Source organism: Paraburkholderia sp. JPY419 (genome assembly GCF_050435705.1).
Lineage (GTDB): Bacteria > Pseudomonadota > Gammaproteobacteria > Burkholderiales > Burkholderiaceae > Paraburkholderia > Paraburkholderia youngii.
On record NZ_JBNDKV010000004.1, the window covers coordinates 845,483 to 866,531 of the forward strand.

Sequence of the window (21,049 nt, forward strand, 5' to 3'; positions counted from 1 at the left end):
TTCATGACGGGAACTATGTTTGCGATGCGTGGCGCAGCTTACCGCATCATCGGCCGCGCATGCCGTCAGCGTCTGGAAAAACTATTGTGTCTGCGAGTAACAAATCTGTCGCCGCCACGATGCCCGACACGCCGCACGCCTCGACCGCGTGCGTGGCTCAAAACCTCAACTAGTTGGCAGATGAACTCACCATCGGCATGTTTCCGCCACTGCCTCGCTTAACTAGACTGTGTACACGACCGCGGCCCGGGCATATCAACCGGGCATGCCGGGAAGTCTCCCGCTCAGGACGGCGCTTGTGACGCGCGTCAATGCCTGGCTGTACCGGGGGCGACTATACGCAGCGATAGCAGTCACTTCATGTGTTGCGGCCGGCTCACGACCGCACAGCGACCAAGGGCAGATTCATCATGTTCAAGGAACGTCAGCGATCCTTCCTGTTCGGGGGCAACGCCCCCTACGTCGAAGAGCAATATGAGCTTTACCTGGCTGACCCGGATGCGGTCACGGCCGAGTGGCGGGCGTGGTTCGATGCGTTGCGCGATACCCCCGCCAGCGACGGCAGCGATCGCGACGACCAGCCGCATGCACCGGTGATCTCCAGCTTCGTCGAACTGGCAAAGCGAACGCCGCGTGCCGTCGTCGCGGCCAGCCATGACGACGATAACCAGACCGATAAAAAGGCCGTCGACGCGCTGGGCCTCGCGAGAAAGCAGGTCGCGGTGCAATCGCTGATCGCCGCGTTCCGGATGATCGGCACGCGCGTCGCCGATCTCGACCCGCTCGCCTGGACGCCGCCCCGCTCCTACGCCGAATTGACCCCGGCCTACTACGGCCTGTCGGCCGCCGACATGTCGACCACCTTCAGCACCGCCGACACCTTTCTGTTCGAGGACGACGCGACGCTGAAAGACATCGTCGACGCGCTCGAGCAAACGTACACCGGCACACTCGGCGCCGAGTTCATGCACCTCGCCGACGCGCAGCAACGGCGCTGGTGGCAGATGCGGCTCGAATCCACGCGAGCGAGACCGACGCTACAAGCCGCGGAAAAACTGCGGCTGCTCGAACGTTTGAGCGCGGCCGAAGGGCTCGAAAAACACCTGCATTCACGCTATGTCGGGCAAACGCGTTTCTCGCTGGAAGGCGGCGAGTCGTTGATCGTGCTGCTCGACGAACTGGTCCGCTATGGTGCGTCCAAAAAGCTGCGCGCGCTCGTGATGGGCATGGCGCACCGCGGCCGCCTGAACGTGCTCGTGAATATCGTCGGCAAGCCGCTACGCGCGCTGTTCGACGAATTCGATGGCAAGAATGCCGAAAAACTGACGGCAGGCGATGTCAAGTATCACAAGGGCTTCACGAGTTCGGTCGAAACCGACGACGGACCGGTTGAAGTGACGCTCGCGTTCAACCCGTCGCACCTGGAGATCGTCGATCCCGTCGTGCAAGGCATGGCGCGCGCGAAGGCGGATCTCGCCGGCAGTGCCGACGGCGACGACGTGCTGCCGGTGGAAATCCACGGCGACGCGGCGATGTCCGGCCAGGGCGTGGTGATGGAAACGCTGAGCCTTTCCTATACGCGCGGACACGGAACGGGCGGCACCGTCCACGTCGTCGTCAACAACCAGATCGGCTTCACGACTTCCGATCCGCGCGACACGCGTTCGTCGTTCTATACGACCGATGTCGCGAAGATGATTGAAGCGCCGATCCTGCACGTCAATGGCGACGACCCAGAAGCGGTCGCGATGGCGGTGAGGATGGCGCTCGACTATCGCACCACCTTCAAACGCAGCGTCGTCATCGATCTCGTTTGCTTCCGCCGATACGGGCATCAGGAACAGGACACTCCGGGCATCACACAGCCGCTGATGTATCGCTCGATCGCGAATCATCCAGGCGTGCGGACCCGCTACGCAAACCGGCTGATCCAGCAAGGCGTGCTGACGGCCGAAGAGGCGCAACGCTACGTCAGCGCGCGCCGCGAGCTTTTCCAGCGGGCGCACGAAACCGTCGGTTCCTATGCGTCGCCGCTGCACGACGAACGCGCCAAGCGCGCGCGCTCAGCCGCGCAGACAGGCGCAGCCCGCCACCTCGTCCCATCGGCCGACGATCTGCGCGCGCTCGCGCAGCGGATCTCGACCGTTCCCGCAGACCTGACGCTGCATCCGCTCGTCAGGAAGATGATCAGCGGGCGGCAGGAAATGGCCTCCGGAAAACGCCTGCTCGACTGGGGCATGGGTGAACACCTGGCATTCGCCTCGTTGCTCACAGCCGGGGTCAGTGTGCGGCTGAGCGGGCAGGACAGCGCGCGCGGGACCTTCAACCACCGGCACGCGGTGCTGCACGATCAGACTCGCATGCATCGTCCCGATGGGGTCTACGTTCCGCTCGATCATCTCGGCGCAGCGCAAGGCCGGTTCAGCGTGACGAACACAATTCTTTCCGAGGCCGCCGTGCTGGCATTCGAGTATGGCTATTCGACGGTGAATCGCAATGCGCTGGTGATCTGGGAAGCGCAATTCGGCGACTTCGCCAATGGCGCGCAGGTGGTGATCGACCAGTTCATCGCGGCGGGCGAGGCCAAGTGGGGACAACACAGCGGCCTGACGCTGTTCCTGCCTCACGGGCAGGAAGGCCAGGGCCCCGAGCATGCATCGGCGCGGCTCGAGCGCTACCTGCAATTGAGCGCGCAGAACAATATGCGGGTGACGCAACCGACCACCCCCGCGCAGCTGTTCCATTTGCTGCTGATGCAAGCCGGCACCGTCGCACGGCGCCCGCTCGTGGTGATGACGCCCAAGTCGCTGCTGCGCCACGCGGAAGCGACCAGCACCTTCGACGAGTTGAGTCACGGCGAATTCCGCGAGGTTTTGCCAGACATCCACATCGACGCGTCCCGCGCGGCTGGTGTAGAGCGTGTGATCGTAACCAGCGGCAAGCTCTACTTCGAATTGCTCGATCATCGCCGCAGCGCCGGTATCACCGACACCCCGATCATCCGCGTCGAGCAGGTCTATCCGTTTCCGGCGCAACAGCTGGCCGCCGAACTCGCCCGCTATCCGAACTTGAAGACCGTGGTCTGGTGCCAGGAGGAAGCGCGCAACCAGGGCGCATGGAGTTTCGCCGAGCCGCTGCTACGCGAGATTCTGCCGACCGGCAAGGCGCTGCTGTACGCGGGACCGGATGCCTGGGCATCGACCGCGCCGGGATCGCACGCGGCGCATGCGGCAGTGCAATCCGCGCTCGTGTCGCGAGCGTTCACCGGCTGAGTGCGTATGCGTGTCGCGATGATGCTCTATGCAGGATTTCAGCTGCTCGAAGTCAGCGGTCCGATGGATGTGTTTCATCAGGCAAACCGGCTGTATGGGGGTGTCTTCTATGAATCGCATCTGATCGGCCCGTCGCCCGGGCCGGTGCGTGCTTCGAACGGAACGGCCGTGGGTACGACGGAATGCCTGTTCGATTCGCGCCCGCCATTCGATCTCGTCGTCGTGCCCGGCTCGCCGGTGCCCGGTTCTGCGCGCGAGCATCGCGAACTCGTGGACTGGCTGAGCGATGCGGGGCCAAAGGCCCATAGGCTCGCCTGTATTTCGAACGGCGCGTTTCTGCTTGCCAGCGCCGGTCTCGCCGATCGCCGCTGGCTGAATACCCATTGGCGCGACGCCGATCGCCTCGCGGCCGAATATCCGCTGGTCCATGTGGTATCGAATCCCGGCTGCCTGAAGGATGGCAACCTGTACTCGTCGGGCGGTGCGAGTGCGGCAATCCACCTCGCGCTGTCGCTGGTGCGGGAAGACCTCGGCGAACATGCCGCGGGAACGATCGCCACGGCGTTGTTGACGCTGCCGGAACGAAACGCCGGGTGCGTACGGAGAAATCGATGTTAGACATGAACCTGATCCACAAGGCTCTCGCGAATCCGCTGCGGCGCGACATCCTCGGGTGGTTGAGAGCCCCCGCCGCGACCTTTCCGGACGACTACGCAGGCCACGGCCGCGGCGTACCCGTGCACGCGATCCAGGCGCGCAGCGGTCTGGCGCAGTCGACGGTATCGATGCATGTCGCCCTGCTGGTCGATGCGGGACTTCTGGTTCCGCGGCGAGTCGGCCAATGGGTTTTCCTGTCGCGCAATGAAGAAGTGATACGGGCATTTACCGAAAAGATTCGCATGCATTTGTAATGGATAAGCTCAACATGATGCGGATATTCGTCCGCATCGCTGAAGAAGGAAGCTTCACGGCGGCGGCCTCCCGTCTGGACATTCCGAAGGCCAACGCGTCGCGGGCGGTCGCGCAACTCGAGATACATCTGCGCACTCGTCTGCTGCACCGGAGTACCCGGCGGCTCGCGCTGACCGATGCGGGCGAGCGATATCTGGATCGCTGCCAACAGATACTCGCCTCGGTCGACGAGGCCGACGCCGAGGCAGCCAATGCGCAAGTCAAACCCTCGGGCCGGCTGCGCGTGCATGCGTCGCCTGGTTTTGGCACGACGTATCTGGTGCCGGCAGCGGTCCACTATCGTGAGCGCTATCCTGCCGTGTCGGTCGAGCTGACGTTATCGTCTGGCACGCCCGATCTTCTCGACGATGGCTACGATCTGATGCTTCGATTGAGTTCGACCGATCTTCCGGACTCCGGACTCGTTTCGCATCGGCTCGGCGACGTCCACAGCGTGCTGTGCGCGGCGCCCGCTTATCTGCATGCGCGCGGCACGCCGCGCACGGTGCAGGACATTCGCGGTCACACGTGCCTACAGCTCGTCATGTCGATCTTCCCGCGCGATCGCTGGCATCTGGACGGACCCAACGGCCGCGAAACGATTGTGCTTCCAAGAGCCGCGGTCGAAATGAACTTGCCTGATGCGCTCGGTGTCGCCTTGCGCGAAGGGGTGGGCATCGGCGCGCTGCCGATGTCGAGTGCCCTGCCCTTGCTCAACAGCGGTGCGCTGGTTCGCGTGCTGCCGCAGTATCGGCTGCAGAAGCTGACGGCCTTCACGGTCCATGCATCGCGCCAGTATCTGGACGCCAAGATCAGAACTTTCGTCGATTTTCTGCGCGAGACCGTGCCGACGGCACTGGCCGAAGATGAGGCGGCGCTCGGTAGTTGAGCCCCGCCTCGGTGGCCTGCCGCTCGATGCCGTGTCGCGGCTGGCTGGACCTGGATCGATTCAACCCGCGTTTGCCTTGTGCTGGTGCGACGCCAAGCGTTGCGATTCGGATTGTGATTGCGGTTGCGCGGCTATCGCGCGGGAAACCATTTCGTTTTGCTTGATGATCCTGTCGATCTCGGCGTCGGCCTTTGCATCGTACCGCGCAAAAACGTCGGTGCTATAGCGCGTGTTCTGCGCTGCGCCCAGCTGCGAACCGGACTCGTCCCGCGTGTCGGCATCGACCGTCATCGACAGGCCGATACGCAGCGGATGCGCGGCCAGCTCGGCCGGGTCGAGTTCGATGCGCACCGGTAGCCGCTGCACGATCTTGATCCAGTTGCCGGTGGCGTTCTGCGCCGGCAGCGTCGCGAACGCGCTGCCCGTGCCGGCCGAAAAGCCCTCGATACGCCCGTGATAGCGGGCGCGGCGGCCGTAGACGTCCGATGTGAGCGTGACCTTCTGGCCGATTCGCATGTGCTTGAGCTGCACTTCCTTGAAGTTGGCGTCGACCCATACGCCGTCGAGCGGCACGATCGCCATCAGCGGCGTACCGGGCGCGACGCGCTGGCCGACCTGAACCCGGCGCTGCGCGACGTAGCCGGTCACCGGCGCTGGCAAGGTATCGCGCGCATAGGCGAGCCACGCGGTGCGCACTTTCGCGGCGGCGGCCTGCACGTCCGGATGCTGTTCGACCGTGGTGCGGTCGGTCAGCGCGTGGTTGGCTTCGCCCTGCTGGCGCGCGGCGTCGAGCGCGGCCTGCGCGACGCTGACCGCGTCGCGGGCGTGCGCGATGTCTTCGGCGGACACGGCGCCCGTGTCCGCCACGGCCTCGCGCCGGCGCAGGTCGTCGCGGGCTCGGGCCAGATCGGCTTCGCGCTGCGCGACGTTCGCCGCGTAGAAGTCGTTGTTCACATACAGGCCGGAGACGCGCCGCACGGTCTGGCCCAGCTGCGCTTCGGCATCGGCGAGCGCGAGCTTTGCATCGGCCGGATCGAGCGTGACGACTGGGTCGCCTTGCTTGACGATCTGCGTGTCGTCGGTGTTGACCGCGATCACCGTGCCGGTGACCTGCGGCGTCAGTTGCACGAGATTGCCGCTGACGTACGCGTCGTCGGTTTCCTGATGATAGCGGCCCTCGGTGTAGTAGTAACCGCCGTAGGCCGCGCCCGCGAGCACGACCGCGGCACCGAGCAGCGCGATCAGGCGCTTGCGGCTCGACGGGGGCGTCGCCTTGTTGTCGCCTTCGGGCGTGGCGGGCGCTTGCGCGCCGGTCTTCTGTACGGCTTCCTGATCCGCCAGTTCGCGGTCGGTCGTGATCGAATCGCTCATTGCAGTTCTCCTGATAGGTTTCCCGGCGAGCCGTTCAACGTGCGGCAACCGTGGGATTGACTTGACTGGCGGATGCGCGAGCCGCGTCCGCATGATGGTCGGTGTCCGCCGACGTATCGACATAGCCGCCGCCCAACGCCGACGCGAGCTCGATCTGCTGGTCGCGGCGGTTCATCTTCAGATTGGCGATCGCCTCGTCGGCGTTCAGTGCGGTGACGTCGGCGTTGAGCACGGTCAACTGGTTGGTCAGGCCAGCCTTGTATTGGGTGGTCGCCAGTTGGTCGGCGTCGCGCGCGGCCTGCTGCGCGGCTTGTGCATCGCCGAGCTGTGCGTCGCTCGCGCGAATCTGCGCGAGCTGCGTGGCCACGCCGCTCAGCGCGCCGATCAGCGTCTGGTTGTAGGTCGCCACCGCATAGTCGAACTCGGCGTAGCGGCCCTTCAGCTGCGCGCGCAACTCGCCCCCGTCGAAGATCGGCAGATGAATCGCCGAGCCCACCGAAGCCGTGCGGCTCGCGGCGCTCAGGAAGCGGCCGAAGCCGAACGCGTCCAGACCGATCGCCGCGCTCAGGTTGATGTCGGGATAGAACTCGGCCTTCGCTTCCTTCACCTCATGCGTGATCGCCTCGACGCGCCAGCGCGCCGCGACGATGTCGGGCCGCCGGCTCAGCAGATCGGCCGGCAGGTTGTCCGGCAGACGCACGTCGTCGCCTACGCCGAGCGTCGGCCGCGTGATCGCGAGTCCGCGGTCGGGACCCTTGCCAAGCAGCGCCGCCAGTTGATAGCGGGTGCTCAGGATGCTGCCGTCGAGCGCGCTGACGCGGGCACGGCTCGTCGACAGATTCGCGTCGGCCGTCTTGCGCTCCACTTCGGTGTCGAGACCGTTTGCGATGCGGCCGGAGGTAATGCGGTCGATCTGCTCGCGCCGCGCGACTTCCTGTTGCGCGATATCGCGTAACGCGTAGAGCCGCGCCAGCTCGTTGTACGTGCGGGCGATCGAGGTGTCGAGCGTGAGCCTGACGACCTGCTCGTCGGCCTCGGCAGCGGACGCCTCCGACACAGCCGCGCGCAGCGCTTCGCGGTTCTTGCCCCACAGATCGAGATCGTAGGAAGCGCTGAGCAGCCCCTTGTTCTCCGTCTGCCACGAACCGGCATAGGGCGGCGGGATCAGCGCGCTGCTGCTGAACTGCTGGCGCGTCAGCGAGTACGAAGCGTCGACGCGCGGCAGCGTGCCCGCCTTCGCCGTTTCGCTGTAGGCTTGTGCCTGTTCGACCCGGGCGCGCGCCTGGGCAAGCGTCGGGCTGCCTTGCAGCGCCTCGGCGATCAACGCCTTCAGTTGAGCGTCGCCGAACTGGTCGACCCAGTCCGGGGACGGCCAGTTCCCATGCTCCTGCGGCAGGCTCCGGGCCGTTTCCAGCTGTTGTGGCTGATTGATCTGCTTGTCGCTGTGGATGCCCGCATAGTTTGCACATGCTGCCAGCACTGCGAAGGAGATCACCGAAACACCGAGCTTCAGCGAACGGGCGACGGTGTTTGCCCTGGAAGTTTGCGTTTTCATTTTCTGACTAATCAGATTAATGGGTCAAAAAAACGCGGCCCACGGCCGCGCCGCTCACTCGCCTGTGAACTTGCGAAGCAGGCGGTCCAGCTCGGCAAACTCGGCCTTCGTGAATTTGCGCAAGCGCGCGTTCAACACATGCGGTGCGACTTCCGGAATCCGCGCGGCGGTTTTCTGCCCCTGCGCGGTCAACGTCAGATTGACCACGCGGCGATCTTGCGGGTCACGCGAACGTTCCAGCAGCCCCTTCGATTCGAGCTTGTCCAGCATCCGCGTCATCAGACCGGTGTCGATGCCGAGCAGCTTCGACAGCTCGAAAGGCGTGGTGGCCACACCCTGCTTCAGCGAAAGCAGGATACCCATCTGCTGGCCGTTGATGTCCAGGTCCTTGAGCGCCGCGTCCATTTCCGCGACGACGACGTTGCGGGCCTTGACGAGCCTGAAGCCGATACTTTCGGTAAGCATGAAGTTCTTCGTCGTGTAGTGGTCCATGGCGGTGTTCTCCTTGTTGATTTCAACAATATCTGCATCATCAGATAATGTCAAGGAGAGGATTGTGTGTTTCATTTTCCGCCCCAAACCGGGTTGCCCAATCGGGTTCAATGTCCGCCGGCGGCTGCCGCGCCCGCGGCTCCACCCTTGGTCGGTTTCGTGACCCAGATCAGCGGGATGATGACCAAAAAGATCACCGCCGAAATCCAGAAGATGTCGTTCAGGCCCAGCATCGTGGCCTGCGCGTTCAGTGAGGCCTCGTAAAACGCCGTGGCCTTGGGAACGCTCGTGTCCAGCGCCGCCTGCAGGTGCGCGATCGCGCCGGTGAAACCAGGGTTCTCGACGCTGGTTTGCTCGGCAAGTCGCGCATGGTGCAGGATCGTACGGTCGTTCCATGCATTGCTCATCAGCGAGGTGCCCACCGCGCCCGCGAAAATCCGCACGAAGTTGGACAGACCCGCCGCCGCCGGAATCTCCTCCGGATTCAGGCCCGACAGGATGATCGCCGTCAGCGGCGTAAAGAACAACGCGGTCGGGATGCCTTGCAGCAGCGTCGGCAGCACGAGGGTCCACGCGTCTACGCCGGTCGTATAGTTCGAGCGCATGAAAAACACCGCAGCGAATCCGGCGAACGCAAGCGTGGCCAGCACCCGCATGTCCGAGCGCGGCATGATCTTGCCCATCACCGGCGCGAGGATCACGGCGAAAATGCCGAGCGGCGCGGTCACGAGCCCGGCGTCGACGGCCCGGTAGCCGAGGAAGCCCTGAATCCACTGCGGCAGGATTACGAGGTTGGCGAAGAAGATCGCGTAGGCGACCGAAATCGCAATCGTGCCGCCGAGGAAGTTGCGTCTCGCGAAAAGCCGCAGGTTGACGATCGGTTTTTCCTCGGTCAACTCCCAGATCAGGAAGAACAGGAAGCTGACCACGGCGACGATCGTCAGCACCCAGATTACCGGCGAGCTGAACCAGTCGAGGTCGCGGCCCTTGTCGAGCATGATCTGCAGCGGCGCGACCCAGGCGATCAGTGAGATCAGCCCGACCTTGTCGATCGGGAGCTTGCGCGACGGCGTCTCGCGGTCGCGGTAGACCACCCAGATCGCACCGGCGGCAAACAGGCCGACCGGCACGTTGATGTAAAAAATCCACGACCAGCTGTAGCTGTCGGTGATCCAGCCGCCGAGCGCGGGGCCCGCGATCGGCCCGACCGTCGCCGTCATCGCCCACAGCGCAAGCGCGCTCGAGCCTTTTTCCTTCGGAAACGACGCGAGCAGCATGGCCTGCGACAGCGGCACCAGCGGCCCCGCCACCGCGCCCTGCACGACGCGCGCGACGAGCAGCACCAGCAGGTTCGGAGCCATGCCGCACGCCGCCGACGACAGCACGAACAGCAGGATCGCCCAGACGAACAGCTTGACCTGCCCGATGCGCTGCGTGAGCCACCCTGTCAGCGGAATCGACACCGCGTTGGCCGCGGCGAACAGCGTGATGACCCACGTGCCTTCGTCGATCGAGACGCCCAGGTTGCCCGAGAGCGTCGGAATCGCGACGTTGGCGATCGACGAATCGAGCACGTTCATGAAGGTCGCGAGCGCCACGGCGAACGTGCCGATGGCGAATTTCGCGCCAGTCAGCTGGGCCGGCGCGGCCGGGTTGGTCGATGGGTTCATTGCAACTCCTCGTCTCGGTTCGAAGCGCCCTTCGATTGCGGGCTGATATCTGATATGTCAGATAATCGAATAAAAAAAATGCCGCCTAGTCGTTCAGCAGTCTGGACAGCAGCACGTTCAACGTATCGAAGTCCGACTTCGAGAAGTGCGAGAGCCGCTCGCTCCAAGCGCCACGGGTGATTCGGACATTGCGGGCGGCGACGGCCTGCCCTTCCCGGGTCAACGACACGTCCACGTGACGGCGATCCCTCTCGTTACGCGCGCGCTCGATCAGTCCGCTCTTTTCGAGCCTGTCCAGCACGCGGGTCATCCGGGCCGGGGGGATACCTGCCTGTTTCGAAAGTGCGGCCGGCGTTGTGACGTTGCCGCGCGCAAGCGTGAGCAGGACGCCGCGCGCCTGCAGGTTCAGCCCTGCATCCGCGAGCCCCGATCTGAGCTCGCTTCCAATCAGCTGACGCGCCTGACCCAGCACGGACACCAGCTTTTGCGCGCGCTCAAAGTCTTCGTTGGTCGAATCGTCCATCGGTCGTCTCCAAGATATCTGACTTCAGATTATTTGACTATGCAGATTTAAGCAAGCGGATTTGTTCGCCAGATGCGCCACATGGTGTAAAAACTGAATTGCGCCGCCAGCGACAATCGACGCGATTTCATGTGGCTACATGTGGCTATGATGTTCTGGCGGGGATTCGACCGCCGCTTTCTTTTCAGGAAGACAGAATCATGACTGACAACCCGCTTACTTCAGGTATCGATCACGTCGGACTCACGGTCCGCGATCTGAACCTCACACGCGACTTCTTCGTGAAGTGCCTCGGCTGGAAACAGGTTGGCGAACGGCCCGCTTACCCGGCGGCGTTCGTATCGGACGGACACGTGATGTTGACGCTGTGGCAGGTCACCGACCCGAGCCGCATCGTCGAATTCGATCGCAAGGTTCATGTCGGACTTCATCATCTTGCGTTGCGCGTGAGCAGCGAGGAAGCGCTCACCGATATATTCGCGCGCGTATCGGCGTGGCCCGGCGTGAAGGTCGAATTCGCGCCGGAGGACCTCGGTGCCGGTCCCAAACGCCACACGATGGTGTATGAACCGGGCGGGATCAGGCTCGAGTTCGATCACGATCCGCGAACGCAAACATCCTGAATGCGGATCGGTGCCGCTGAGGTCAGACGCCGCGACACGCACGCGACGTGTCACGACTGACCTCTTGTTCCTGCCGCTCACAAGTGTTTGTCCGCGCCCTGTATGCAAAAGCGGAGCACGACTGCATAAATTAGTAGCCGTCGGAGCCATCAGCCCGATCACACAGTGCTGATCCAATTTACTTCGAGGTTCACTATGAGTCAGTCTCCCAAAGTCATCGTGGTTACCGGTGCGTCGCAAGGCATCGGCGCCGAAACGGTCAAGGCGTTTCGCCAGCTCGGCCACAACGTCGTCGCGACATCGCGCAGCATCAAGCCGTCGGACGATCCCAACCTCGTCACCGTGGCCGGTGACATCGCCGATCCGGCCACGGCTCGACGGGTCATCGAAACAGCCGTGGCGCGCTTCGGGCGGGTCGATACGCTCGTCAACAATGCGGGCATTTTCGTGGCCAAGCCGTTCGCGCAATACACGGCCGAAGATTACGCGACGGTCACCGGCATCAATCTCGCGGGATTTTTCTACATCACGCAGCTTGCAGTCGCCCAGATGGAAAAGCGTGAGCGCGGCCACGTCGTCAACATCACGACGACGCTCGTCGATCACGCGATCGACGGCGTGCCGTCGGTGCTGGCCTCGCTGACCAAGGGCGGCCTCGCCGCCGCGACGCGCTCGCTCGCGATCGAGTACGCGAAGCGCGGCATCCGCGCCAACGCGGTGTCGCCCGGCATCATCAAGTCGCCGATGCATGCGCCCGAAACGCATGCGGCGCTCGGCGCGCTTCATCCGATCGGTCATATGGGCGAGATGAGCGACATCGTCAATGCGATCCTCTATCTCGACTCGGCGCCGTTCGTGACGGGCGAGATCCTGCACGTGGACGGCGGCCAGAGCGCGGGCCACTGAGCAAACCACGACACGACGCGCGCGTACGAGGCTCAATGCGCGCGCGTCACCGGCGCGGCGGGCGTCATGGGCTTCGCCAACTGCTCCATCAGAAAATCGACGAAAGCGCGCACGCGCGACGTCAAATAACGCGCATGCGGATAGAGCAGGATGAACGGCCGCGTGCGTGCGCCCGCGTCGCGCAACACTTCCACGAGGCGCCCTTCGCGCAGATCATCCTCGACGACGAAGCGATAGGTCTGAAACAGCCCCGCGCCGGCACGCGCGAGCGTCACGCCGGCAAGCGCGTCGCCGGAGGTTCGATAGCTTCCGCTCGTCAGCACGTCGCCATCCTCGGGCGAGCCCTCGAAGGTCCACGCGAGATGACGCCCGCTGCTCGGCAGTTCGAACTGGATGCATTCGTGGTCCCGCAGGTCCTCTATGCTCCTCGGCACGCCCGCGCGCTTCAGATAGGCGGGGCTCGCCACCACGACCATTTCGGCATCTTCGAGCTTGCGCGCGACGAGGTTCGAATCGGCTGGCGCGCGTCCGCGAATCGCGAGATCGAAACCTTGCTCCGAGAAGTCGATGTTGCGGTTGCTCAGGTGCGTTTCGACCTGGACTTGCGGATAGCGCTCGTGAAACGCCGGCAGCAGCGGCAACACGCGATAGTGCCCGTACGGAGTCGGCATGCTGATGCGCAGCACGCCAGCGGGGGTGGTCTGCTCGCCCGTCACTTCGCGCTCGGCATCCATCAGTTGCGAGAGCGCCTGGCGGCACTGCTCGAAGTAACGCCGCCCCGCATCGGTCAGTCGAATCTGGCGCGTGGTGCGCACGAACAGGCGCACGCCGAGCCGCTCCTCGAGCCGCGCGACCGAGCGGCTCACGGCCGCGGGTGTGACGCTCGCGGCATTGGCCGCCAGTGTGAAGCTGCCGAGCTCGGCCGCGAGGCAGAAGAGCTCGATGCTGCCGAGCAGCAGATCGTCGAATTTGCGTTGCATGCCTGTCCGCCTTCGTCTATTGGCTCAAGAACCTGTCGATCCCGGCCGCGCGGCAGCGAACGCATGGACGCGGAACTGACGACCGACAATTGACGCCGGAAGCCACACCCGCATCGGCAGGTGCGTGCGCCACGTGTTTCGATGCCATCCATGCGTGCGAGGCATCGAGGCCCGACTGCTCAGTTCCACACCGATTGCAGCCGCTCGATACTTTCCCGCGTTTCGCGCTCCAGCTGCGCCATCAGTTCGCCCGCCGCCAACGACCGCGCAAGCGGCGCAGCCTGGCCCGCCCATTGCGCGCCGTAGCCGAACTCGCCCTTGGCCTTGGCCGCTGCATTGAGTGCCTTGCCGGCGTCGTAGGTGATCGGATAGGACGGCGTACGCGGCGCCTGCGGGTCCTCGCCGAGCGCGGTGAAGCGATTGACGATGCTGCGCGCGAGGCGCCCCGAGATCGCCGACGTGAACGTCGTCGAGCGCGCCCCATCGCTGAGCAACGCGCGGCGATAGGCGTCGTCGATCGAGGTTTCCGGGCACGCGACGAACGCGGTGCCCAATTGCGCCGCCTGCGCGCCCAGCGCGAGCGCGGCCGCGATGCCGGCGCCGTCCATGATGCCGCCCGCCGCGATCACCGGCAGGTCGAACTCGCTGGCGAGGAGCCGCGTCAGCGCGAACGTGCCGAGGCGTTCGTCGCGCGCGGTGGTGTCGAACACGCCACGGTGACCGCCCGCCTCGATGCCCTGCGCGACGATCGCATCGACGCCTGCCTCGACGGCCGCCGCCGCTTCGTCGAGATTGGTCGCGCTCGCGAGCAAACGGATGCCCGCGTGCTTCAGTTGCGCGATCACCGCATCGGGCGGCAAGCCGAAATGGAAGCTGACGACGGCCGGCTTCTCCGCGAGCAGCATCGCCTGCATCGCGGTGTCGACGACGAAGCTCGTGTAGATCTCCGAGAGCGCTTGCGGCGGCGTCGCGCCGTATTGCCGGAACACCGGTTCGAGCCAGGCGAGCCATGCACGCTCGACGGCCGCATCGGGTGTTGCCGGGCGATGGCAGAACACGTTGATGTTGAACGGTTTCGTCGTTAGCTCGCGGGTCTGGTGAATCGCTTTACGCGCGTTCTCCGAGTTCATCGCCGCCACGCCGAGCGAGCCGAGACCGCCCGCGTTCGACACCGCGGCGGCCAGCGCCGGTGTGGTGACACCGGCCATCGGCGCCTGAATGATCGGCTTGTGGATGCCGAGCGTGCGCAACAACGCGCGGTTGTTCGCTTGAGTGCTCATGTTCCCTTCCCACCGGATGCGTTAGAGGTTCAATGTGGCTGCCAGCTTGCCAGCCGGTCAGGCTCCAGTGCGGCGGTGCGCCCAGCGCGCGAGGCCGCCGCAGGCGATCAGCAGCGCGCCAGTCACGAAGAACACCGCGTGCAGCCCGAGGTGAACGCCGATCACGCCGCCGATCACCGGGCCCACCACCTGGCCGCTGAATTGCGCCGATTGCAGATAGCCGAGCATGCCGCCGGTCCTGCTTTCATCCACCGACTGCCGCGCGAGCTTGCCGATCGACGGCAACAGACCCGCGAGCGTCATACCCATCAGCACGCGCAACCCCGCGAGCTGCCACCACTGCGTGACGAAGGCTTGCGGCACCATTGCCAGTCCCGTCAGCACGAGGCAGGCGACGATCACGCGCCAGCTCCCGAAGCGGTCGGCCAGCGCGCCGAGGCGCGCGGCCGTCAGCATGCTCCCGAGCGCCGAGCATGCCATGACCACGCCCGCAACGCGAGCAAGATGCGGCGCGCTCACGCCGAGATCACCGATGTACACGGTGATGATCGGCTCGATCGACATATTGGCGAGCAACACCATCATCGCCGTGACGAGCAGCGCCGCGATCACCGCGTAGTTGGTGCGCCGCACGGGTACGTCCGAGCTGCCGGATGCGCGCGCTTTGCCGTCGCTGGCCGGGTGAAACTCTTCCTTCACCACGAAGATGGTCAGCAGCGCCGCCGCCGCGATCATCGCGCCGCCCGCGAAGAACGTGCCGCGAATGCCGATCCAGTCCGGCAGCACGCCGCCGACGAGCGGCCCTACCAGGTTGCCCGCGAGCGCGCCCGTCGACAGGATGCCGAGCGCCCAACCCGCGCGTTCGCGAGGCGCCTGGGTGCCCACCATCACCGTGGAAGCTGACGCGTAGCCGCCTACCAGACCGGCGATCAGACGCAGTGCGACCAGTTCGTACACATTGTGCGCCACGCCGATCAACGACATCACCACCGCCATACCGATCGCCGCGCGCACGAGCATCGGCTTGCGCCCGAAGCGGTCGGCCAGACGCCCCCACAGCGGCGCGGTGAGCGCGGTGCCGAGAAAGGTCGCGCCGAATGCGATGCCCGACCACTGGATCACCGCGGACTGCGAGCTGACGCCAAGTTGCCGCACATAGAGCGGCAGGAACGGCAGCAGCATGCTGAGGCTCACGAGCGTCGTGAACGAGCCGAACACGCAAACGACGAGATTGCGCCGCCAGTACTGGACGTTGCGCTCCGCATAGCCGCGCGGCCGCGCGTCGTGCCGCGCAGGCGGCGCCGCGAGCGCCACCGATGAGGACGAAACCGGCGAGTTCATTTCGCGCTCCGTGCGGCCAGCAGATCGACCGCGAGTGCGAGCAGCAGCGCCACCGCGCCGATCGCGTAGAGCACCGGATAATTGCCGCCGCTCGAAGAAAACACGAACGAAAGACCATAGGCCGCCAGCGCCTGCATCACCGCGAAGCTCGTGGTCGCGCGGCTCCACGCGCCCTTGACCGCGGACGGATGGTGCGCAAGCAGTTCGTTCACCCGACCGAGCGCCAGTGGCACGATGCCCGGCGTGAACGCGCCTACGACAAAGGCGGACACCATCAGTCCCGCCGGCCCGAACAAGCCCACGGCCGGAATCGCGACCGCAGCGGCCTGCGCCAGATACGCGACACGCAGCGCGCGGCCGAAACCCGCGCGGTCGGCCAGATGCCCCGCCGCGAGCGGCCCGACGATCGCGCCCAAGCCGTACAGCACCCAGAATTCAGCGCCCGCCTCGACGCCGCGCCCCAGCCCGCGTGCCACGAAATCGACGAGAAACAGCATGTGCGGCACGAGTCCCACCGCGTTCAGGCCATATTCGACATAGAGCGAGCGCAGGCCGGCGCGCGGATAGGCCGGGGCTGTTTCGAAGCGCGAATGCGCATGAACATGCGCCGGTGCCGCGTGCTCGGGCCAGCCGTTCCACGCCACCGCGGTCAACCCGAGCGAAACGGCCGCGAGCCCGAGCCACGTCCACGTGAGTCCCTGACGCAGCAGGATCGGCACGATCGTGCCCGATGCCGCAATGCCGAGCCCGATGCCGGTGAAGATCCCGCCGCTCGCGAAGCCGCGACGAGCCGCCGGCACGTGCGCAAGGATGGTGGGCGCGGCGAGCACCATCAGCGCGCCGCCCGAAATTCCCGACGCGAGGCGCCAGATGAAGAACCACAGGAACGACACGGGCACCGCGCAGGCCACGAAGGCGATGGTTGCAAGCAGCATCATCGCGCGCAGCACGGTGGCGGGTTTCGCCACGCGCACCATCGCACCGGCCAGCAGCGCGCCGGCCAGATAGCCGCCGAGGTTCGCCGCGCCGAGATAGGCGGCGGTCGAAGCAGGAAACCAGTGCGCGCCGATGATGGCCGGCAAAAGCGGCGTATAGGCAAACCGCGCGAGACCGATGCCGATCAGGCTCGCGCTGGCCCCGGCGAGCGTGCCCCGCCAGACGTTGTAGCCGGCCGGACCGGCCGGATTCGAGACGGCTTGCTGCATGACGACTCCCGCGGACCCGTGCTGTTAAGCACCCGATGAAGATGGGAGCAGTCTAGCTCGAGTCGCATTCCGGGAGAATCGCCACGCTGCGTAAGTCATTCTTCCGCGCGGCGATCGATTCAGCGGCGATCGGCGTCGGTGATCTGCTTCGCCTGTTCGAAATACTCGCGCAGCAGCGGCGCGGCGAAATCGACGAAACTGCGCACCTTGGGCACGGCAAGGCGGCCGTGCGGCGTCACCAGATTCACGGGCAGCGGCGTGTGCTCGCTGTCGCGCAGCACGATTTTCAGCGCGCCGGCCTTGACGTGATCTGCCACGTGATAGGAAAAGAGCCGTGTGAGCCCGCGCCCCTCCACGGCCGAAGCCCGCGCCGCGCGAATCGTGTTGACGATGACGCGCGGCGTGAACCGCACGACCTGCGGCAGCGCCGTTTGACGGGTCGCCGGAAAGCTCCATGAATCGAGCCCGAAATGCGTCATCGAGATGATCGGATGGCTGGCGAGATCGGCGGGCGCGACGATGGCCGGATGCGTGGCGAGATAGTCGGGCGACGCGACCACCACCCGCCTCACCTCGCCCACCGGAATGGCGACGAGCGTCGAGTCCTGCAGATGCGCGATGCGCAACGCCACGTCGATGCCTTCGTCGATCAGGCTCACGGGCCGGTCGAGCAGATGCAGGCGGATCGACGCCTGCGGATGGCGATCGAGAAACGAATCGACGATCGGGCGCAGCACCTCCTCGCCCACTGCGATCGCCGCCGTCACGCCGAGCAGGCCGCGCGGCGCGGAGCGCTCGTCGGCGGCGAGCAGGTCCGCCTCCTCGAGGTCCGCGAGAATGCGCCGGCACGCGAGCGCATAGCGCTCGCCCGCCTCGCTCAACCGGATCGTGCGCGTGGTGCGGTGTAGCAGCGGCGTGCCCGTGTGGGTCTCCAGAAACGCGATGGCCCGGCTCACCGCCGCCGGCGAGCGGCCGAGCCGGCGGCCTGCGCCTGCGAGACTTCCCTCGTCGAGCGTGGCGACGAAGACCTTCATGGCGTCGATACGGTCCATGGCGTGTTGGGTGGTGAACTTGCGCTTAGGCGTGGCACTTGATGGAGCCGCCGTCGTGTGGGTCGGTTAATCCCGCGACGATCTTAGCGGAAGACGACCAACGTCAGAGGAGCCGGCCACAGGCTTGCGGCAAAAGAACGATGGCGGGTCGCATTGAACCCCGCGTCGCGTCGACGACGACGCACTCGAAACGCATCACACCACCAGAATGGCCGTGATCCAACAGGATCGAGAAAGCGTCGTACTGGGTGCTGTCGGCCGTCTTGATCGTGCGCATCCGATAGCGGCTGATACCCGGACATCATAGTCCCGTGTCCGCCGTGGGATGGATGGAGTCGGGCGCCAAAGGCATCCATTATCTTCTGTACGCACTGCTGTGGCCGAAGCGGTGTTGGGTTTCGTGCTGTGCTGGTCCGGCAACGAATCGATGAGCTTTTTCGGGCTGCTGATTCCCGCTCCGTTCGCGCCGACCAGCAAGGCCACGCCTCATTCTATCGGCGAGGCGCACGATCTCGTCGGCTGGGCCATCATCGTCATCGCTGCGGTGCATGCCGCCGCCGCGCTGCTTCATCATTACGTGCTGCGCGATGAGGTATTCAAGCGCGTGCTGCCCGGCAAGCCGGGCGGCACGTAGTTCACTGCCGGCAGACCGCGCGCTCAGTCGATCGACAGACAATCGACGCGCGCGTCGATCTGAACGTCGATGTCCTTTTTTCAAAGCGCCCGCTTCGTCGATCAGTCCGAGAAGCGGAAAAAGCCGCTGTGCAGCACCACGCGTTTGGCGCCGACATCTTGTCTGTTCATCTGGCCGATTCCTTCTCCGCTTATCTATTGCTGGGTCGCCCCAATTTGTCATCCCCACAATAGATCTCCAGAACTCAAAGCACTCTCGCGGGCGTCCGAATGGCCGCGTCACTTGTCGCCGCAGTTCTCGCCATGGAGTCCAAATCGTCTTTATTTCGGCCGATCACGTCTCGAGGGACTTGCCGCTTCTTAGCGCCTGAATTCTCTGGCGGCAGTAGCTTGGCGATCGGGCGTGCGTCAGCCCAGTTCTGAACCTCATGTGCGAGCCATCCCACCCTTCGGCCGGAAAGCAATCGTGGTTCGGGGAACGTTTTCTCGCGTACCAGTTGCTGTACGGTCGTCGGTGACAGAGAGAGTGCCTCTGCCACTTCTTTTAGAGAGAGACAGATCTTCATTGCGACTTTACCTTCGTCTGTTACCGTTGGTTCCGGACTGCACTGAGGCGTCGTCAACATGAACGAACGGAGGATTGATCTGCGAGCGATTCATCGTTACGGTTGAGCACGTACATCGGAATTTAATTGGCAGCACTAATTGTGGCAAACGCCCTCAGAGAAAGAAAATTCTGTTTGCCAGCGCAGCCACCAAGCGATGCGCTTCCGGAAAGTTCCGCAGAGAGCCGCTTGCTAGACGACGCTGAGCCGGAAACTTCTCAATGCCTGCTGCTTAGCGTTGATCCTTCTCATTTGAAGTTCGATGGAGATTGGATCCGGCCGGTGTAACGGGAAGTGGAATGCTTCACGCGATGCCCCGTTGATATCTGATCTCGCCCCACTGCCGAACACCCGCGCAATGGTTACATGCGTGCTACTTCTTTGGGGGATATGCCGCCGCAATCGCTTCCAGGCGATGTGACAGTTGCCCCAGCCATTCGCGACGCTCGCTGTCGTAGGTATGGCGGTTATAGACGCCGATGATGCCAGGCTGAACATGCCCGAGGACTGCCTCGGCAATTTCGTTTGGGCATCCAAGGGTCGCAAGCAGCGTCCGGGTTGTGCGTCGAAGATCATGAGCTGACCAATGCGTGACGGGTAAACGAGGCCGATCATGGTTCGGAGCAATCTTGCAGTACGGCTGATGGTAGTAGACGCCGTGCTGGACCACGGTCTGATCCATCGCCACCCCACGCGAGGAAGGAAATAGGACCGTTCCCTTGGCCTGATCGAGGCGTCGCCGCACGATTACTTCGGCGCGGCCTATGAGCGGCACGCGCAGATCCGTTGCTTTCTCGTTATGTAGCACTTTGGTCTTTTGCTTGGGGATCGTCCACCAAAGACCGTCGCCTTCGTCTGCGATCTCCGTGCTCTCCATACTGACGATCTCGCCTCCCCGCGTGCCTGTCCAGAGGTAGAGCGTCAACGCATCAGCGACAGTCAGACTGAAATTCGGCAACCACCGAATCAATGTGCCGAGCTCGTCTACCGATAGCACCCTTTTCTGTGTCCCGGTGTATTTGCCTTCAATCTTGCGCCCTTTGCTCTTCAGTTGCCCTCGTAGAACTTCCTTCCACCAATTCGCGGTGTTTTCAGGAAGACGACCGGCATCTAGCGCGTAACGCCAGGCATTACCGAGCTCCATGCGAAGGCGTGCAGCGAGAACAGGCGTCGAACGATATGACTCCAGGAAATCGAAAGCCTGGGCGCGCGTGACAGCAATTGCACGCGTATCCGCAACCGGCCCTAACATCGCCCTGAATATACGTGCGACCTCGGTCGCGCCCTTTGCCTTTCGATTGAGCTCTACATATCCCTGCAGATAGTCGTGGCACAACTGTCTAACGGTGTAATCACCTGGCGATGGCCGATTGGCCTCATTTTCCTGCTTTCGACGCAGCGCGGAGAGTTCCGCACCGGAGTCCCTCTCGATACGGCTCTTCTCCCACGCAGCGATAGCTGCGGCAAACGACATTGCCGGCCATTCACCAAGCTTCACTTGCCGCATGCGGCTGTCGATTGGCGACTTGTAGCGGTACGTCCACGATTTGCGGCTCGCCGAAGCTTGGAGTCTTAGTCCTGGAAACCCCTCAAAGGTCATGTGCTCGCCACTGGGCAGCTTAGCTGCGACACGTGCATCAAAGCGCATACTTCCCTCGGCGTAGGTTTTTCTGAGAGAAGCATACTCGGCGTAGGTTTGCA

At 64.3% G+C, this 21,049-nt stretch carries 20 protein-coding genes; 7 read left to right on the top strand and 13 right to left on the bottom strand.

Annotated features, from left to right (window positions below; translation table 11 throughout):
- The first annotated feature begins 410 nt into the window (after window positions 1-410).
- Genes QFZ91_RS32365 through QFZ91_RS32380 form a run of 4 tightly spaced genes read left to right on the top strand, consistent with a single transcriptional unit; the run spans window position 411 to window position 5,112 of the window.
- On the top strand, window positions 411-3,272 hold the full coding sequence (locus QFZ91_RS32365) for a 2-oxoglutarate dehydrogenase E1 component (RefSeq protein ID WP_429569691.1): 2,862 nt from the start codon (window positions 411-413) through the stop codon (window positions 3,270-3,272).
- Window positions 3,273-3,290: 18 nt separating this feature from the next.
- The gene (locus tag QFZ91_RS32370) at window positions 3,291-3,890 is read left to right on the top strand and encodes an AraC family transcriptional regulator (protein ID WP_368599802.1); all 600 of its coding nucleotides are present in this window, start codon (window positions 3,291-3,293) and stop codon (window positions 3,888-3,890) included.
- Window positions 3,884-4,183, top strand: coding sequence for an ArsR/SmtB family transcription factor (locus tag QFZ91_RS32375; RefSeq protein ID WP_176383631.1), 300 nt, complete (start codon window positions 3,884-3,886; stop codon window positions 4,181-4,183). Before QFZ91_RS32370 ends, QFZ91_RS32375 begins: the two co-directional genes overlap by 7 nt.
- A complete protein-coding gene (locus QFZ91_RS32380) occupies window positions 4,183-5,112 on the top strand; it encodes a LysR family transcriptional regulator (protein WP_176383633.1) in 930 nt (309 codons plus the stop codon). The genes QFZ91_RS32375 and QFZ91_RS32380 overlap by 1 nt, the downstream gene beginning before the upstream one ends.
- A 60-nt stretch (window positions 5,113-5,172) precedes the next feature.
- Here the strand turns inward: QFZ91_RS32380 and QFZ91_RS32385 are convergent, their stop codons facing one another.
- The 5 genes from QFZ91_RS32385 to QFZ91_RS32405 form a co-directional block, all read right to left on the bottom strand.
- Window positions 5,173-6,483 carry an HlyD family efflux transporter periplasmic adaptor subunit gene (locus QFZ91_RS32385; protein WP_429569692.1) on the bottom strand — a complete coding sequence of 437 codons (1,311 nt, stop codon included), beginning with the start codon at window positions 6,481-6,483 and terminating at the stop codon, window positions 5,173-5,175.
- Between the two features lie 34 nt (window positions 6,484-6,517).
- Window positions 6,518-8,038: an efflux transporter outer membrane subunit gene (locus QFZ91_RS32390; RefSeq protein WP_429569693.1), complete on the bottom strand. Its 1,521-nt coding sequence runs from the start codon at window positions 8,036-8,038 to the stop codon at window positions 6,518-6,520.
- Between the two features lie 54 nt (window positions 8,039-8,092).
- Entirely contained in the window at window positions 8,093-8,530 is a 438-nt protein-coding gene (locus tag QFZ91_RS32395; protein WP_176386049.1) for a MarR family winged helix-turn-helix transcriptional regulator, read from the bottom strand.
- 107 nt (window positions 8,531-8,637) lie between these two features.
- The gene (locus QFZ91_RS32400; RefSeq protein ID WP_429569694.1) at window positions 8,638-10,200 is read right to left on the bottom strand and encodes a DHA2 family efflux MFS transporter permease subunit; all 1,563 of its coding nucleotides are present in this window, start codon (window positions 10,198-10,200) and stop codon (window positions 8,638-8,640) included.
- 85 nt (window positions 10,201-10,285) lie between these two features.
- Window positions 10,286-10,723, bottom strand: coding sequence for a MarR family winged helix-turn-helix transcriptional regulator (locus tag QFZ91_RS32405; protein ID WP_429569695.1), 438 nt, complete (start codon window positions 10,721-10,723; stop codon window positions 10,286-10,288).
- Between the two features lie 200 nt (window positions 10,724-10,923).
- Here QFZ91_RS32405 and QFZ91_RS32410 point away from each other — a divergent pair, with 200 nt between their 5' ends.
- Window positions 10,924-11,346 carry a VOC family protein gene (locus QFZ91_RS32410; protein ID WP_176384532.1) on the top strand — a complete coding sequence of 141 codons (423 nt, stop codon included), beginning with the start codon at window positions 10,924-10,926 and terminating at the stop codon, window positions 11,344-11,346.
- 195 nt (window positions 11,347-11,541) lie between these two features.
- On the top strand, window positions 11,542-12,252 hold the full coding sequence (locus tag QFZ91_RS32415; RefSeq protein WP_429569696.1) for an SDR family NAD(P)-dependent oxidoreductase: 711 nt from the start codon (window positions 11,542-11,544) through the stop codon (window positions 12,250-12,252).
- 32 nt (window positions 12,253-12,284) lie between these two features.
- Here QFZ91_RS32415 and QFZ91_RS32420 read toward each other — a convergent pair whose 3' ends face one another.
- The 6 genes from QFZ91_RS32420 to QFZ91_RS32445 form a co-directional block, all read right to left on the bottom strand.
- A complete protein-coding gene (locus QFZ91_RS32420; protein WP_429569697.1) occupies window positions 12,285-13,232 on the bottom strand; it encodes a LysR substrate-binding domain-containing protein in 948 nt (315 codons plus the stop codon).
- Between the two features lie 179 nt (window positions 13,233-13,411).
- Window positions 13,412-14,512, bottom strand: coding sequence for an NAD(P)H-dependent flavin oxidoreductase (locus QFZ91_RS32425; RefSeq protein WP_429569698.1), 1,101 nt, complete (start codon window positions 14,510-14,512; stop codon window positions 13,412-13,414).
- A 57-nt stretch (window positions 14,513-14,569) separates the two neighbouring features.
- Complete coding sequence (locus tag QFZ91_RS32430) at window positions 14,570-15,853, bottom strand: MFS transporter (protein WP_429569699.1); 1,284 nt, start codon at window positions 15,851-15,853, stop codon at window positions 14,570-14,572.
- Window positions 15,850-17,058, bottom strand: coding sequence for a YbfB/YjiJ family MFS transporter (locus QFZ91_RS32435; RefSeq protein ID WP_368598551.1), 1,209 nt, complete (start codon window positions 17,056-17,058; stop codon window positions 15,850-15,852). Before QFZ91_RS32435 ends, QFZ91_RS32430 begins: the two co-directional genes overlap by 4 nt.
- 119 nt (window positions 17,059-17,177) lie before the next feature.
- Window positions 17,178-18,110, bottom strand: a complete 933-nt coding sequence (locus QFZ91_RS32440) for a LysR family transcriptional regulator (RefSeq protein ID WP_176105777.1) — start codon at window positions 18,108-18,110, stop codon at window positions 17,178-17,180.
- A gap of 103 nt (window positions 18,111-18,213) precedes the next feature.
- A complete protein-coding gene (locus QFZ91_RS32445; protein WP_429569700.1) occupies window positions 18,214-18,387 on the bottom strand; it encodes a hypothetical protein in 174 nt (57 codons plus the stop codon).
- A 99-nt stretch (window positions 18,388-18,486) separates the two neighbouring features.
- Here QFZ91_RS32445 and QFZ91_RS32450 point away from each other — a divergent pair, with 99 nt between their 5' ends.
- Window positions 18,487-18,744, top strand: coding sequence for a cytochrome b/b6 domain-containing protein (locus QFZ91_RS32450; RefSeq protein WP_368367471.1), 258 nt, complete (start codon window positions 18,487-18,489; stop codon window positions 18,742-18,744).
- A gap of 244 nt (window positions 18,745-18,988) precedes the next feature.
- On the opposite strand, the gene QFZ91_RS32455 is transcribed toward QFZ91_RS32450, so the two are convergent.
- Window positions 18,989-19,369: a helix-turn-helix transcriptional regulator gene (locus QFZ91_RS32455; protein ID WP_368598553.1), complete on the bottom strand. Its 381-nt coding sequence runs from the start codon at window positions 19,367-19,369 to the stop codon at window positions 18,989-18,991.
- Window positions 19,370-19,721: 352 nt separating this feature from the next.
- Window positions 19,722-20,996 carry a tyrosine-type recombinase/integrase gene (locus QFZ91_RS32460; protein ID WP_429570928.1) on the bottom strand — a complete coding sequence of 425 codons (1,275 nt, stop codon included), beginning with the start codon at window positions 20,994-20,996 and terminating at the stop codon, window positions 19,722-19,724.
- Window positions 20,997-21,049 lie beyond the last annotated feature (53 nt).

Bases quoted from the DNA above. Each gene is read 5' to 3' on its own strand.
- QFZ91_RS32390 (WP_429569693.1), bottom strand. From the start codon at position 8,038: ATGAAAACGCAAACTTCCAGGGCAAACACCGTCGCCCGTTCGCTGAAG.
- QFZ91_RS32420 (WP_429569697.1), bottom strand. From the start codon at position 13,232: ATGCAACGCAAATTCGACGATCTGCTGCTCGGCAGCATCGAGCTCTTC.
- QFZ91_RS32430 (WP_429569699.1), bottom strand. From the start codon at position 15,853: ATGAACTCGCCGGTTTCGTCCTCATCGGTGGCGCTCGCGGCGCCGCCT.
- QFZ91_RS32405 (WP_429569695.1), bottom strand. From the start codon at position 10,723: ATGGACGATTCGACCAACGAAGACTTTGAGCGCGCGCAAAAGCTGGTG.
- QFZ91_RS32385 (WP_429569692.1), bottom strand. From the start codon at position 6,483: ATGAGCGATTCGATCACGACCGACCGCGAACTGGCGGATCAGGAAGCC.
- QFZ91_RS32400 (WP_429569694.1), bottom strand. From the start codon at position 10,200: ATGAACCCATCGACCAACCCGGCCGCGCCGGCCCAGCTGACTGGCGCG.
- QFZ91_RS32460 (WP_429570928.1), bottom strand. From the start codon at position 20,996: ATGCGCTTTGATGCACGTGTCGCAGCTAAGCTGCCCAGTGGCGAGCAC.
- QFZ91_RS32410 (WP_176384532.1), top strand. From the start codon at position 10,924: ATGACTGACAACCCGCTTACTTCAGGTATCGATCACGTCGGACTCACG.
- QFZ91_RS32435 (WP_368598551.1), bottom strand. From the start codon at position 17,058: ATGCAGCAAGCCGTCTCGAATCCGGCCGGTCCGGCCGGCTACAACGTC.
- QFZ91_RS32455 (WP_368598553.1), bottom strand. From the start codon at position 19,369: ATGTTGACGACGCCTCAGTGCAGTCCGGAACCAACGGTAACAGACGAA.
- QFZ91_RS32380 (WP_176383633.1), top strand. From the start codon at position 4,183: ATGGATAAGCTCAACATGATGCGGATATTCGTCCGCATCGCTGAAGAA.
- QFZ91_RS32445 (WP_429569700.1), bottom strand. From the start codon at position 18,387: ATGCGCACGATCAAGACGGCCGACAGCACCCAGTACGACGCTTTCTCG.
- QFZ91_RS32440 (WP_176105777.1), bottom strand. From the start codon at position 18,110: ATGGACCGTATCGACGCCATGAAGGTCTTCGTCGCCACGCTCGACGAG.
- QFZ91_RS32415 (WP_429569696.1), top strand. From the start codon at position 11,542: ATGAGTCAGTCTCCCAAAGTCATCGTGGTTACCGGTGCGTCGCAAGGC.
- QFZ91_RS32370 (WP_368599802.1), top strand. From the start codon at position 3,291: ATGATGCTCTATGCAGGATTTCAGCTGCTCGAAGTCAGCGGTCCGATG.
- QFZ91_RS32365 (WP_429569691.1), top strand. From the start codon at position 411: ATGTTCAAGGAACGTCAGCGATCCTTCCTGTTCGGGGGCAACGCCCCC.
- QFZ91_RS32375 (WP_176383631.1), top strand. From the start codon at position 3,884: ATGTTAGACATGAACCTGATCCACAAGGCTCTCGCGAATCCGCTGCGG.
- QFZ91_RS32395 (WP_176386049.1), bottom strand. From the start codon at position 8,530: ATGGACCACTACACGACGAAGAACTTCATGCTTACCGAAAGTATCGGC.
- QFZ91_RS32425 (WP_429569698.1), bottom strand. From the start codon at position 14,512: ATGAGCACTCAAGCGAACAACCGCGCGTTGTTGCGCACGCTCGGCATC.